This window comes from Gordonia sp. SL306 (assembly GCF_026625785.1).
GTDB lineage: Bacteria > Actinomycetota > Actinomycetes > Mycobacteriales > Mycobacteriaceae > Gordonia.
Map to the genome: position 1 here is coordinate 2,433,038 of NZ_CP113063.1, position 13,755 is coordinate 2,446,792.

The following is a 13,755-nucleotide window of genomic DNA, read 5'->3' on the forward strand; positions in this document are numbered from 1 at the left end:
GGTGGCCGCCGATAGATTTGTGTCATGCAATCGACCGCGCCCGCGTTGGCCCAGATGGCCGACGATGAGCACCACTCGGCCACCGAGTTGGTCGAGGTGCTCCATCACAGCACCGCGGTGCGCGCGGCCGCCGACTATCGGATGTTGCAGGCCGCCAGTCTCATTCACGACGAACGCGAACAAGACCATCTCGTGCGCCTGGCCGCAGAACTCGGCGAACAATCGACGTCGCTGGCCAACCTCGAGCGCCTCGCCGCGCGTGCCGCCGCCGGACAAGACCCGCGCGCCCGCTTCGGCCCCAACGGCCTCGAAGCCGCCATCGCGGAAGTCGGCGCCGCGCTGACCGTGCCCCCGGCCCGCGCGCGGGAGTTCATCGAAGCCGGCAGCGTGCTGCGCCACCAGTTGCCGTTCATCGGTGCCACCCTGGGCGCCGGACGCATCGACCTGCCCCGCTTTCTCGCAGTGGTGCGTCGCACCGCCCTGTGCACCCCCGAGAAACTCGACCTGCTCGACAAGATCATCGCCGCCGACATCGAGTCCCGCGAGCCGATGTCGATGGCCCGCTTCCTGGTGATGATCGACAAACACATCGCCACCCACGATCCCGCGGCCACCCGCCGACGCCGCGAACTCGTCGATTCCGAGCGAAACATCAGTGTGCCACCCGACCGCCACACCCCGGGCCAGTCTCGCATCGGCGGTTCGCTACCGGCCGAACAGGCCGCCGCCGTCGACGCGCGCCTGACCGCGATGGCCGCCGCGGTGCATGCCGAAGATCCCCGCACCGCTGCCCAACGGCGCGCTGATGCGCTGGTCGCGCTGGCTCACGGGGCCACCACTCTCGACTGCCGGTGCGAAACCTGCACCCCCGACCATGACGCCGCCGACATCGACGCTGACGCCGGCTCCGCATCCGTCGCCGACAACGAGCCCGATGAAACCCCGTCACCGTGTGCGCCGCGGCCGACCTTCCACATCGTCGTCAATCTGAGCAGCCTCCTCGGTCTCGACGACGATCCGGCTTTCCTGGACGGCCAAGGCATTCTCGATGCTGACACCGCCCGCCGACTCGTCGAGGAGGCGCGACGCACGTACATCCGGCCGGATATCGTGGCCGAGCCCCGGCGCATCGACCGCTATGCGCCGAGCAAGAAGCTCGCCGACCAGGTCCGGGCGGGTGAATTGTGCTGCAGCTTCCCCGGCTGCAACAACCGCGCCTTCCACGCCGACGTCGACCACGACATCCCGTTCGCCCAGGGCGGGCCAACCGACTCGCGAAACCTCAAGCCGCTGTGCCGTTTTCACCACCGCATCAAGACCTTCGCGGTCGGCTGGCGCGATTACCACGATCCCCTCGGTGAGGTGTTCTTCCAGTCGCCCGCCGGCCACACCTACCTGGGCAACGCGTTCACCGGACGCGATTTGTTCGGATCTCTCACCCGCACCGGCCGGCCGCCGGACGATGCCGCACGACGACGCATCGACGCCCTCCGCGCTCGACGTGCGACGTCGATCAAACGTGCCGACAAACGGGCGATGGATCGTTGGAACGCGGCGAATCCGCCGCCCTTCTGAATCCGGGCGCTGCTACTTCAGGGCACATCCAGGACGAGCCTGCCGCCACCACCACCGGGATGCACCACTCGCGACACGCAGCTGCAGAGTTTGTCCGACAGTGACTTCTGCTTCTCACTGAAGAACACATCCCGATGGTCGATGGTGCCATCGGTCTCGAGGACGTCGACCTGGCAGAGGCCGCATTCCCCTTTGCGGCAATCGAACATCATGTCCACACCGGCCCGCTCGAGGGCGCCGAGGAGGGAGTCGCCCGTTCCGACCGAAGCCGTCACATCCAGGCGCGGGATGGTCACCACGAAGTCCTCGGCCTCGAACCAGCCGCTGTTGCCGAATGTCTCGTAGCGGAGGTTCGGCAGCGGCAATTCGCGGTCGAGCCAGGCGCGTCGTACGGCGTCCATCAGGCGGATCGGTCCGCACATGTACATCTCCGTGTGCGTGTCGACCTCGCGGACGAGTGACGCGACGTCGAGCCCATGACCTTCATCGTCGGCACGGACCTCGAGGCGGTCGCCGTGTGTGGCGACGAGTTCGGTGAGGAAGGCCATGTCGGATCGGCGGCGTCCGACATAGACGAACCGGTAATCCGCGCCGACTCGCCGGAGCGCCGCCGCCATCGCGGCCATCGCGGTGATCCCGATGCCACCGGCGAGCAAGACGTAGCGTGCTGCGCCGATTCGGAGCGGGAAATTCTGGATCGGCGCGGTCAGTTCGATCCCGTCGCCGGGTCGCAGTGAGTGCATGAACCGCGACCCACCGCGCGACGTCGGAGACAGGCGCACCCCGAGCGTGACACTCCGGCCGTCGGTTCCGGCGGAGACGACGGAGTACGACCGGATGTCACCATCGTCGATGCGGACGTCGACGTGTGCGCCCGGGGCGACCCGGTCGGCTCGCTCGGTCGCGATCACGATCTCGGCGATCCCGTCGGCAGCGGCGGTGACGGAGGAGACGCGGCCGCGCTGCCAGGTGATCTTGTTGTCCGTCATGTCAGTTCACGACCTGGGTGGCGAGACCATCGATGTCGGCAGCGGCATCGGACCGCTCGGCCTCGATCATCCGCTGGATGATGCGCCGCACCCACATCCCGCCTGCATCGATGTTGAGGTTGTAGAACTCGTGGTCGGGGTGTGCCTCGATCGCCTTCTGCTGCGCCGTGAGCATCGCTTCGTCCTCGCCGAACACCCGGTGGACGCCTTCACGAAGAGCAGTGGTGATCAGTTGGCTGTCGAGACAGTAGTCACGCATGAAGGCCCAGAAGTACAGCGAGGTCTTCTTGTCGACCGGAGTCATCGTGTTCATCACGAAGCCGTTGACACCCTGGCTGCGGTCGCCCTCGGGTGCGCCGGTGCCGGCCTTGGCGACGCCGACATCGATCCGGATGGTTCCGGGTGCCTGGAATTCGATGATCTGCCAGCGGTCGACCTTGCCCTCGAAACCGGGGAACTTGTCACGCATGTTCTTGAGCCAGAACGGCGGTGCGTCGATATCGTGCATCCACCGACTCACCGTGACGGTCCGCTCATCGTGGGTGACGGCGAAACCCGAGTCGCTGAGTTCGTCCTGGCCGATGGAGGACGAGTGGACGAACTCCTCGTGGGTCAGATCCATCAGATTGTCCAGCACCAGTTGGTAATTGGCTTCCACCTCGATGGTGCGCCCATCGCCCGCCCACTCGGGGGAATCCATCTGGAACATGTCCGGGATCAGGGCTGGATCTGCCAGAGTGGGGTCTCCCGGCCAGACCCAGAAGAACCGATATCGCTTCTCGACGGGATAGGAGGCGACCATCGCGGAGGGATTGATCGTCTCCTGTGCCGGCATATGGGTGCACCGCCCGGCCGAGTTGTACCGGAGGCCGTGATAGGGGCACTGCACTTCGTCGGCGCCGACGCGCGTGCCCATCGACAGCGGGGCCAGCCGGTGCCAACACGCGTCGGCCAACGCCACCGGCCGCCCTTCGGTGGTGAGGTACAGCGCCATCGGCTTGCCCGCAACGGTCCGTGCCATCGGCGTGGCGGTGGAGAGTTCGTGATCCCACGCGGCGACGTACCAGGCGTCCAATGGGAAGTCCATGTTGGTGGCGGTCGCTCCGCCGGGTCCCAGATCGGTCATGAGAGGTCCTTGCGTTGGGGTTCGGCTGCTGTCACCGAATAGCTATATCGATAGTTAGTCGGTGAGGTGGAGCACACTCTATCTACCGATATAGTGATCCGCAACACGAACCACCCCGCGAGGAGACATGAGCCTTCGTCACGCCCTGCTCGCCCTGCTCACCGCAGGGCCGCTGACCGGTTATGACGCCGCGAAGCAATTCGGCGGTTCGGTGGGCCACGTGTGGCACGCTCCCGACTCGCAGATATATCCCGAGTTGAGGCGGATGCAGCGAGACGGGCTGGTCGCCGGTGAGGAGGTCCGCTGGGGTCCGCGCAGCACGAAGACCCAGTACAGCGTCACCGACGAGGGGATCGAGGCATTCCGGGCGTGGATGAACACACCCCTCGGTCACGCTCCGGTCCGCGATGCCCACCACATGCAGGCGGCCTACTTCGAGTGGGCCGATCCCGATGCCGCGCGCGAGATCCTGCGACGGCACATCGACTACCACACCGAACAGGTCGACCTGCTCACCAAGGTGCGCGACGGGATCACGGCCCAGACGGACCCCGCCATCGTGCGCCGCCTTCACAGGTATCCCGGGAGCGAGCGTGCTCGGATCGTCGCCTACAAGGCACATACCTACGACGGCATGATCAGTCGCGCGCAGTCTGAAATCGACTGGGCGCACAAGGGGCTCGAGCTGATCGATCGGCTCGAGCGCGACGGGGTGGACGCGGCCCCGCCGAAGGGTACTGCCATCTAGCGGTCCATCGGGTTCAGCGTCGCGACAGCACTGTGAGCACCAGTCCCACGACGACGAGCACCGCAACGTAGGTCGCGACCCCCGTCCAACCGAACGCCGCGAACACGAGCCCGCCGAGGGCGCCCACCACCGAACTGCCCAGGTAGTAGTGGAAGAGGTAGAGCGACGAGGCCTCGGCCCGGTGAGCGGTGGCACGCGCGGACACCCACCCGCTGGCCACCGAATGCGCCGCGAAGAACCCGCCGGTGAACAGCAGCATGCCGATCAGCACCAGCAGTAGACGGTCGGGCACGGTCAGGGCGAGTCCCACCAGCATGGTGGTGACCGCGACGATCAGTACCTGCCTGCGACCTCTCCGGTCGGCCAAGCGGCCGGCGAAGGTCGACGAGAACGTCCCCGCCAGGTACATCAGGAAGACCGCCGCGACGGTCGCCTCGCTGAGATCGAACGGGTGCCGGAGGAGTCGGTAGCCGATGAAGTTGTAGACCGTGACGAACCCGCCCATCAGGACGAAGGCGAGGACGAACAGCGGGAGCAGGCCGGGGTCGCGTAGATGGTTCATCAGGTTCCGGACCGTGATCCGTGGTGCCACACGCTGGGGACTGAAGAAGCGCGATGCGGGGACCGTGCGCCAGAACACGAGCGCGAAACCCAGCGAGACGAGGCAGGCCGCCTCCAGCGCCCACTGCCACGACACCAGATCGGCCGCGACACCGGGGACGAGACGACCGGTCAGTCCGCCGATCGTGGTGCCCGCGACATAGCGACCCATCGCCGTGCCGAGGGATGCGCCGTCGACTTCCTCGGCGAGGTAGGCCATCGCCACCGCGGGCACGCCTGCGCACAGCACACCCTGTAACGCACGGCCGGCGAGGAGTACCTCGATGGACGGCGACCACGGGAGCACGATGCCGATGATCGACGCGGCGAGCGCCGAGATCACCATCACCCGCACTCGCCCGTACCGCTCGGACAGCACACTCGCCGGGATGATCGCGATGGCGAGGAACCCGGTGGTCAGTGAGACGGCGAGCGCTGAGGTGGCAGGCGAGACCCCGAAGTGGTCGGAGAGCTGCGGCAGGAGGGCCTGCACGTAGTAGAGGGCCATGAACGTCGTCATGCCTGCGGCGAACAGTGCCGTGGTGGCGCGCCGATAGCCCGGTGAGCCCAGCGTGTGCCGGGTGTTCGGGGCGGAGGTGGTGGTTCTCGTGGTCATCGTGGTCAAGCGTCACCCGACCCGTCTGCACCTCAAAATGAATGGATCTCTCCCAGATCATTCATCTCTGAATAATTGCAGCTAAGATAGATCGCCAGGATGAATGTGCACCACGAACTCGATTGGTTCATCGCTATCGCCGAGGCGGAGAACCTGACCGCCGCCGGTGAGCAGGCCCATGTCTCGCAGCCGACGCTGTCGCGTTTCATCGCACGGTTGGAGCGAGACGTCGGTGTGGCGCTCTTCGATCGGCACGGTCGGCGTCTGGTGCTCAATCGATTCGGGCAGGTGTACCTCGAACGTGCTCGCCGGGCGCGGGTGCAACTCGATGCCGCCCATCGCGAGATCGACGAGATGCGGCGGCCGGCGCGAGGGGTGGTGCGGCTGGCCTTCCTGCATTCCTTCGGTGTCACGTTGGTGCCCGATCTGATCCGGCGGTTCCGCGATGAGAACCCGGAGGCGCGGTTCACCCTGACCCAGGACGCGGCAGCAACTGTCGTGGACCATGTGATCGGCGGAGACGCCGACCTCGCGATCGTGTCGCCGCGCCCGATGCGCACCGACATGGCCTGGTACGCGATCGCCGAGCAGAAGCTCGCCCTGGTGGTGCCGTCCGATCATCGGTTCGCCGATCGCACCACGATCGGTCTCGCGGAGGCGGCCGACGAGGAGTTCATCGTGATGGAGCGCGGATTCGGCATGCGTCGGATCTTCGACGAACTGTGCGCGGCAGCCGATATCGTCCCGACGATCGCCTTCTCCTCCGCCGAGCTGGCGACCATCACCGGCCTCGTCGGCGCGGGACTCGGGATCGGGGTCGTGCCCGTCGACGACGCCGATCGCAGCTCCGACGTTGCCCTCATCCCGCTGACCGGCGAGTCACGCGAGATCGGCCTGACCTGGTTGCGGCCGCGTCCCCTGCCCGACGCCGCCGAGAGATTTCGCGACTTCGTCATCGGGCGCATTTCACCTGATTAGAACTTTTCTAATGTCATTTCTCCATTCTCTTTCTCGATCTCCATTGCGATGGGGTGTTTATCGATGGATTGATTTGTTAGTTTCGGAGAGGCTATCTGCCGAATAATGAACTGGAGGCGATGAACAGAATGCGACGTAATGTCATCCGAGGAATTGTTGTGGGTGCAGCCTTGGGGGCCGCAAGCCTGGCATTCCCGACAATGGCGACGGCGGCGCCGGTTTCAGACATGAACTGCGCCAAGACTTCGACGCCTACCAGCGCGAACGGGTGGGGAAACACCTTCTCCGACGAGCGGGGCCAGGCGGGGAAGGTGACGGCGACAAAGGTCGTCGACGACGATGGGTCGCTGGAATTCATGACCACCGCCGACAAGCCGCGCGAGGCGTCGTATCACGCCGCAGGTCAGCTGCCTCTGGCCGACGTCGCGAAGAAGCCGTTGACATTCGAGAAGTCGGCCGGAAACGCGAACTGGCAAATACGCGTGACCGGCGCCAACACCGGGGAGAAGAGTGGTTTCGCGACATTTGTCTGGTCTGCTCCGGCGGGCGCCGGCAAGGAGAATGCCGCCTCGTCGAATCAGTGGTGGGCGACTCGTGACCTGCCCGGCATCACGAAGGGCACGAACGCCACGCTCGAGAAGCTCACTGCGGCCGCCAACAGTGCGAACCACAAGACCGTGGTCGACTACTACGGCATCTCCAGCCAGCCGAACGAGAAGACCGGCAAGGTGAACGTCGACAATGTGTCGTTCAACGGCTGCACGACGAACTTCGCCGCCACCGGCGCAAGCGGAGCCTTCGGATCGCTGGATTCGCTCATCCCCTGATCGCTCCTGACAACCGCAGAACGGGCCCGCGACCGTGATGGTCGCGGGCCCGTTGTGGTGGGATGACAGCTGCTCACCGGCGTCTGGTCACCACTGATCGAAGCCGACGTTGGTGGCCGGGTAGTGGCTGCCGAAGTTGTGGCTCATCCAGTACTGCGAGGCCCCTGGTCCGGAGATACCGCTGGTGCCGGTGTTGGTGTTGGACTGGGAATTGAGCACCTCATAGGTGGCAGTGGGGCCGCCGACTCCGATCTTGTACGCGACACTGATGGCGAGTTTGTTGCCGTGCGGGGCGACTGCGGTGATCGTCTCGCTGGCGCCTGGTCCGAGCGTCTGCCGTGGACCGTTGACCCAGACGCCGTTGCCGCTGGTGCCCGAACCGACGAGGTGCTCGGCCTTGTTGGTGTGGTTGGTGATGGTCATCGCGATCGACGGCTCACCGGGGTGGGTCACCGGCATGGTGCCGGCATTCGCGGTTCCGGTGCCGATGAGTCCGATGCCGACTGCTGCGGCGATTCCGGCGATCCCGGCGGTGGCTGCGGTGATGCGGCGGGCGGTGGTGTTCATGGTTTTCTCCTGGCGTTCGGTTCGGTGTGGACTGTGTGGTCCGGGTGGCACCGAGAACTTTCCCGTGAAACGACTCTCGGCAACCTCCGCCGACCGGCGGATTCGCCGGTGGACAGCGGCGTCCACCGATCGGGGGATACGCGGTGGAGCGCAGCCGTGGAGAACAATGGATCGGTGGATAGCCGAACGCGGAGGAGCACCATGACGGACACCGGTTTCCTGACCCTCACCATCGACTGCCCGGCGGGCGACGTCGTCGCCCGGATGGACGGTGACGTGATCCGCGCGACGGGCATCCCGTATGCGAGTGCCGATCGGTTCGAGGTGCCAGTGCCGGAACCATCGTCGGCGGAACCGATCGACGCGACATCCTGGTCGCCGGCCTGTCCACAGAACGAGACCGAGGATCTGCTCCGGAGTCGGTTCGGGGACGCAGCCCTCGGCGACGTGCCCGAGGACGAACAATGCCATCGACTGTCGGTCACCGTCCCCGCCGACCGCGAGCCGGGTGAGTCGCTGCCGGTGATGGTGTGGATTCACGGTGGTTCCTATGTGCTCGGCGCCGCAGATGCGCCGTGTCACGATCCAGCGAATCTCGTTGCCGAGCAACGGGTTGTGGTGGTGTCGATCACGTACCGGCTGGGGCTGTTCGGCTTCGTCGGCGACGACGTCGACCGCCCGGCGAATCTCGGCCTGTTGGACATGATCGAGGCGCTGCGCTGGGTACGACGGAACGTCGCCGCGTTCGGCGGTGATCCCGACGCCGTCACCGTCTTTGGCGAGTCCGCAGGCGCGGATGCCGCGGCGCACCTGATGATCGCCGACGGTACCGAGGGATTGTTCCGGCGGGTGATCATGCAAAGCGCCCCTCTGGGTCTCGCGCGCGGGCGCGCGGGCCTGAGTGCGGCGATGGTCGACGCGACGCGCCAGATCGATACGACCACGCCCATCGACGACGTCCTGGCCGCGCAGAGTGCGTTGGCCCGCAACCCCGCCCTGCTCCGCTACGGCCTGGGGGCGCTGATGGCGTTCGGCACGCAGTACGGGCACGCGCCGCTGCCCGCCGAGGACGAGGTCGACGCCGCATGGGAGCAGCGAGCCGCCGACGTGGAGGTCCTGATCGGCTGGAACGAGCGTGAGGCGGCGTTCTTCACCGCCGGGATCTCCGTTCTCGGTGGGCTGCAGAAGATCCCGGTTGCCGGGCCGGCGCTGTACGAGCTGATCGTGCGAGGTGCCACCAAGGCGGTGTACACCAGTGCCGCAAAGGATTTCATTCGGCGCCATAGACGAGTCGGCGGACTCGCGGCGCAGTACGTCCTGGAATGGGGCGTCCCCGGCGACCCATTGCGGGCAGCGCACACCGTCGACATCCCGTTGCTGTTCGGCGATCAGTCGACGTGGGACGGAGCGCCGGTCCTGGTCGGGCACAGGTGGTCCGAGGTCGAGGCGAACGGTCGTCGACTCCGTGCGATCTGGGCCGATTTCGCGCGGGCAGGGTGGACATCACCCGCCGACGTGCCGGGGTTGATCAGGTTCGGGAGGGAGTGAGGCGGGATCCTCAGAGCTCCCCGACCGGCACCTCGGCGATCGCGACCGTTCCGCCTGCGGGGTGCGGCGCGACGGTGAGTCTCCCACCCTGTCCTTCGAGCCGTACCCGCCGGGACACCAGACCGATGTGGCCACCGGCGACACGTTGGTCGAACAGTTGCGGGTCGACACCTACGCCGTCGTCGACCACCACCACCCGCGCACGGCCCTCGTCCACTTCCGCGGTGAGTTGCACCGTGCCCGCCTGTGCGTGCTTGACGACGTTGGTCAGCAACTCCCGCGCGGACGCGAAGAGCACCGCATCGACCGGCGTCCGGATGCCGTCGGGCCAGCCGACGGTGTCGACCGAGACCGTGAACGCGCCCCGTCGCTCGATCGAGTCGGCGAGGTCGATGAGCGCGACGGCCAGGCCCGACTGGTCCAGGACCGCGGGGTGCAACTCCCCGAGCGTGGAGCGCAGGAGGCGCGCGGATTCGCCGAGTGCCTCGTCGATCCGCCCGACGACCTGCGGATCGGGACTTCCGGCGGCGAGTACGGCCAGTTCCTGGCGCGCGCCGAGAACGTACTGCAGCGCGCCGTCGTGCAAGTGCTCGGCCAGATCTCGCCGCTCGCGGTGCTCGATCTGCATCACCTCGTCGAGCAGCCGACTGCGTTCGGCGGCGAGGGATCCGATGGTCACCACCCGGGAGCGCTGGAGTCGCGAGAGCAGTACGGCGCCGAGCGCGAGAATGCCGATCACCAAGGTGCTCAGCAGGATCACCGACCACGGCCGTCCATTGGGAACACGCGCGATCGCGTTGGCGACGAAGTAGACCACCACCGTCGGGACGACCACCGCCGCGCACACCATGGGGCGCATGCCGATCGCGGCGATCATCGGGACGATCGCGAAACCGGTCACCAGAACATCTGCGGTCCAACTGCTCTCGTCCGACTGACTGGCGACGGCCGTCACCGCGACGAGCACCACGAGGTCGAGGAACAGGGTCAGCCAGGCGAATCGGATGGCGAGAATGCCGGCGCGCGGTGCGACGGCCACACCCCCGAGGCACCACGCCACATAGACCGCGGCGATCGCGATGCAGATCCCTGCGCTGTGGACCGGGGGTTCTAGGGCCACCGACAACAGGACGAACACCGACAGCAGAAGACGCAGCAGCACCTGAATCCGGATGCCCTGCAGGGCGTGATCGATCAGGATCGTGTCGATCCGCTGTTCGTCGGCGAGTTCGGCAAGCCCCAGAAGGGGCGCCGGGCTACTCGAGGAGGCCACGGCGCATCGCCTCGGCGACGGCGGCCGCGCGGTCGGAGACGCCCAGTTTCTCGTACAGGCGCTGGGTGTGCGTCTTGACCGTCGACGCGCCGATGTAGAGCTCGGCGGCTACCTGCGGGATCGACTGGCCGCGTGCGAACCCGGTCAGCACCTGACGTTCGCGCTCGCTCAGTGCGGGCGCGTCCGATTGCGATCGGATGCGGATCTCGCCTGCGAGGCCCGCGGCGAGTTCGGGCGGCACCACGGTCTCGCCCTTGGCCACTCGCGTCACGGCGCCCACGATGTCGTCGCGGTCGGCATCCTTGGCCAGGTAGCCCGCCGCGCCCTCCGCCAACGCCCGGAACACGATCGGACCGTCGGTGACGGCCGACAAGAGCAGCACCCTGGTGCGCAATCCGTCCCGGGCCACCGCGTGTGCAACCTCCACCCCGGTCATGCCGGGCATCTGATAGTCGACGACGGCCACGTCCGGCAGCTCCCGGCGGATCACCTCCAATCCCTCGGTGCCGTCGCCCGCCTCACCCAGCACACGCACCCGCCCGCTCTGGGTGAGCCCACGGGCGACCCCGTCGCGGAAGAAGGGGTGATCGTCGACGACGACCACGGTCACCAGGTCCATCGGCTCAGAATAGGGTGGCACCCGGGCTCGCGACCGCAAATCCACCACCCCGGAATCGCCTAACCGGGCGGCCGGCCACGCAGTAGTGTCTGATCATGGCGCGGTGGTTCGATCAGACGATCGTCGACACAGGTCGACTGCCGCTGTTCTTCCTGCTCATCGCCTTCGTGCTGACCTTCTTGTTCATCCGTTTCAGCGTGCGGATGATCCGCGCGGAGGTCAGCTGGTGGCCGGGGAACGTCACGCCCGGCGGGGTCCATGTCCATCACGTCTTCTTCGGGATGATGCTGATGTTGTTGTCGGGGTTCGGATTCGTGGCTGTCGACCCGTTCCGCACACCCGTCCTGGACTGCACGCTCGCCGCTCTCTTCGGCATCGGAAGTGCCCTCGTCCTCGACGAATTCGCACTTCTGCTCCACCTGCGCGACGTCTACTGGTCCGAGGAGGGGCGAACATCGATCGACGCGGTGTTCGTCGCGATCGCGGTGGGTCTGCTGTTCCTCCTGGGGCTGCAGCCTTTCGGGGTGACCGATGTGGTCGGTGAGTACCGCGACGCCGAGGACGCGGCGACGCGGATCGTGGTCCTCGTCGTCGTGGTGATGAACGTCGCGCTCGCGACCATCACCCTCCTCAAGGGCAAGGTGTGGACGGGTCTCGCGGGCCTGTTCGTCCCGGTCCTGTTGTGGTTCGGCGCGATCCGTCTCGCCCGCCCGCACTCGCCGTGGGCGCGCTGGCGCTACCGCACCCGGCACCGCAAGCTGGCGAAGTCGATCTCCCGCGAGGAGCGGTTTCGGGAACCGTTGATGCGGTGGAAGATCGTCGCGCAGGAGGCGGTCGCCGGCCGGTTCGGTGTGCCCGACAAGCCCGCGCTGCCTCCACCGCCGTCACCGGTCGCCCCCGATCTCGCGGAGCGGGTGCCGGGAGCGCTCGCCTCCGCGATCAGGTGGCGGCGTACTCGGCGACAGTTGCGTACCGTGCCGACCTGGCGTCTGCCCGTCGTCCTGGTGACCGCTGCCATCGTCGCCGCGTGGGTGACCGTCGGGCTCGACGAGTTCCTGGAGCTCCAGGTGGACGCCGGGACCCTCGCCACCTTGCTGAGCGTGATCGCCGGGTCGATGGCGACGTTGACCGGCCTGGTGTTCACCGCGGTGACCCTGGCCATGCAGTTCGGTGCCTCGTCGATCTCGGTGCGGGTGATCCCGATGCTCCAGCAGGAACCGGTCATGCGGTGGTCAACCGGATTCTTCCTCGCCACCTTCGTCTACAGCGTGATCATCGCGATCGATCTGTCGGTCGGTGACCCGAATGGGCCAACCCCGGGCCTGTCCACGGCGATAGCGTTCGTGCTGACCACCGTCAGCGCGTATCTGTTCATCGCTCTGGTCGTCAAGGTCGGCGCCATCCTGAACACCGCACACCTGCTCAGGTGGATCGCGCACGACGGCCGGGCCGCCGTGTACCGCCAGTACCCGCTCGACGAGTTCGCCGAGACCGTCGGTGCGGTGGCACCTGGTCCCGTCGTCGATGCGGTCGAACTCCCGGTGGCGGTCATCACGATGCAGGACATTGCGACGCGCGGCCGAATCCTGCTGGCGGTCGACGTCGCACGACTTCAGCGTCACGCGGCCGACTGGGGTGTCCGGATCGAGGTCCTGGTTGCGGTGGGTGACCATGTCCCGCAGGGCGTCCCGGTGGTCGAGGTACGGGGTGACGTCGCGGAGGTGGACACGCCGCGGGTACTCAGATGTCTGCTCTTCGGTGATGCGCATCAACCGTCGGTGAGTCCGGCCGCTGCGCTGCAGGCGATCTCCGACATCGCGCTCAAGGCGATGTCGTCGGGAGGCAACGATCCGACGGTCGTCGTGCAGGCGCTCGATCACACCGAGGAACTCCTGCTGATGCTGGCGCCTCGGGTGCGCGCCGCGGATGCCGCCGAGTCGGGGGCGGTCGTCACGGGCGTCCGGCGCACGTGGGCCGACTATCTGGCGATCGGCACCGACGAGATCCGCAGGCACAGCACCGGACAGGCGCAGGTGCAGCGTCGGCTCAGGGCGTTGTTCACCACCCTTCTGGCGGCGTGCGCAACCGGCCAGCAGGCTCCGATCCACGAGCGGTCGGCGATGCTCGATGCCCAGGCCCGTCGGGACTGGCCCGACGACCTCGACCGTGATCTGGCCTCCGCGGCAGACCGTCAGGGCTACGGATCGGAGTGGGGCAGCCTGTGGGTTCCGACGCAGGATCCTCGCCGCCCCGTGACCCAGGACGAACGCTGCGAGGACGGGCCGTAGC

Annotated in this window: 13 protein-coding genes; 6 read left to right on the plus strand and 7 right to left on the minus strand. The window is 67.0% G+C overall.

Going from position 1 to position 13,755, the window contains the following annotated elements:
- Positions 1–24: 24 nt before the first annotated feature.
- Positions 25–1,575 carry an HNH endonuclease signature motif containing protein gene (locus OVA31_RS11130; protein WP_267631144.1) on the plus strand — a complete coding sequence of 517 codons (1,551 nt, stop codon included), beginning with the start codon at positions 25–27 and terminating at the stop codon, positions 1,573–1,575.
- 17 nt (positions 1,576–1,592) lie between these two features.
- Here the strand turns inward: OVA31_RS11130 and OVA31_RS11135 are convergent, their stop codons facing one another.
- Both OVA31_RS11135 and OVA31_RS11140 read right to left on the minus strand, forming a co-directional pair.
- Entirely contained in the window at positions 1,593–2,564 is a 972-nt protein-coding gene (locus tag OVA31_RS11135; protein WP_267631145.1) for a PDR/VanB family oxidoreductase, read from the minus strand.
- Between the two features lies 1 nt (position 2,565).
- Positions 2,566–3,690 carry an aromatic ring-hydroxylating oxygenase subunit alpha gene (locus OVA31_RS11140; protein WP_267631146.1) on the minus strand — a complete coding sequence of 375 codons (1,125 nt, stop codon included), beginning with the start codon at positions 3,688–3,690 and terminating at the stop codon, positions 2,566–2,568.
- 127 nt (positions 3,691–3,817) lie between these two features.
- Between OVA31_RS11140 and OVA31_RS11145 the strand changes: the two genes are divergently transcribed.
- The gene (locus tag OVA31_RS11145) at positions 3,818–4,438 is read left to right on the plus strand and encodes a PadR family transcriptional regulator (protein ID WP_267631147.1); all 621 of its coding nucleotides are present in this window, start codon (positions 3,818–3,820) and stop codon (positions 4,436–4,438) included.
- Between the two features lie 13 nt (positions 4,439–4,451).
- Here OVA31_RS11145 and OVA31_RS11150 read toward each other — a convergent pair whose 3' ends face one another.
- Complete coding sequence (locus OVA31_RS11150) at positions 4,452–5,654, minus strand: MFS transporter (protein ID WP_267631148.1); 1,203 nt, start codon at positions 5,652–5,654, stop codon at positions 4,452–4,454.
- Between the two features lie 99 nt (positions 5,655–5,753).
- Here OVA31_RS11150 and OVA31_RS11155 point away from each other — a divergent pair, with 99 nt between their 5' ends.
- Positions 5,754–6,632: a LysR family transcriptional regulator gene (locus OVA31_RS11155; protein ID WP_267631149.1), complete on the plus strand. Its 879-nt coding sequence runs from the start codon at positions 5,754–5,756 to the stop codon at positions 6,630–6,632.
- Between the two features lie 91 nt (positions 6,633–6,723).
- On the opposite strand, the gene OVA31_RS24680 is transcribed toward OVA31_RS11155, so the two are convergent.
- Positions 6,724–6,990 (minus strand): hypothetical protein, encoded by a 267-nt coding sequence (locus tag OVA31_RS24680; RefSeq protein ID WP_324290218.1) that lies wholly within the window; start codon positions 6,988–6,990, stop codon positions 6,724–6,726.
- On the opposite strand from OVA31_RS24680, the gene OVA31_RS11160 reads away from it, so the two are divergent.
- A complete protein-coding gene (locus OVA31_RS11160; RefSeq protein ID WP_324290219.1) occupies positions 6,989–7,459 on the plus strand; it encodes a hypothetical protein in 471 nt (156 codons plus the stop codon). The genes OVA31_RS24680 and OVA31_RS11160 overlap by 2 nt on opposite strands.
- An 87-nt stretch (positions 7,460–7,546) precedes the next feature.
- On the opposite strand, the gene OVA31_RS11165 is transcribed toward OVA31_RS11160, so the two are convergent.
- Complete coding sequence (locus tag OVA31_RS11165) at positions 7,547–8,026, minus strand: hypothetical protein (RefSeq protein WP_267631151.1); 480 nt, start codon at positions 8,024–8,026, stop codon at positions 7,547–7,549.
- A 201-nt stretch (positions 8,027–8,227) separates the two neighbouring features.
- On the opposite strand from OVA31_RS11165, the gene OVA31_RS11170 reads away from it, so the two are divergent.
- On the plus strand, positions 8,228–9,574 hold the full coding sequence (locus OVA31_RS11170; RefSeq protein ID WP_267631152.1) for a carboxylesterase family protein: 1,347 nt from the start codon (positions 8,228–8,230) through the stop codon (positions 9,572–9,574).
- Between the two features lie 10 nt (positions 9,575–9,584).
- Here OVA31_RS11170 and OVA31_RS11175 read toward each other — a convergent pair whose 3' ends face one another.
- Entirely contained in the window at positions 9,585–10,847 is a 1,263-nt protein-coding gene (locus tag OVA31_RS11175; RefSeq protein WP_267631153.1) for a sensor histidine kinase, read from the minus strand.
- Positions 10,831–11,466: a response regulator gene (locus OVA31_RS11180; RefSeq protein ID WP_267631154.1), complete on the minus strand. Its 636-nt coding sequence runs from the start codon at positions 11,464–11,466 to the stop codon at positions 10,831–10,833. Before OVA31_RS11180 ends, OVA31_RS11175 begins: the two co-directional genes overlap by 17 nt.
- Positions 11,467–11,561: 95 nt before the next feature.
- Here OVA31_RS11180 and OVA31_RS11185 point away from each other — a divergent pair, with 95 nt between their 5' ends.
- Positions 11,562–13,754: a DUF2254 domain-containing protein gene (locus OVA31_RS11185; protein WP_267631155.1), complete on the plus strand. Its 2,193-nt coding sequence runs from the start codon at positions 11,562–11,564 to the stop codon at positions 13,752–13,754.
- Position 13,755 lies beyond the last annotated feature (1 nt).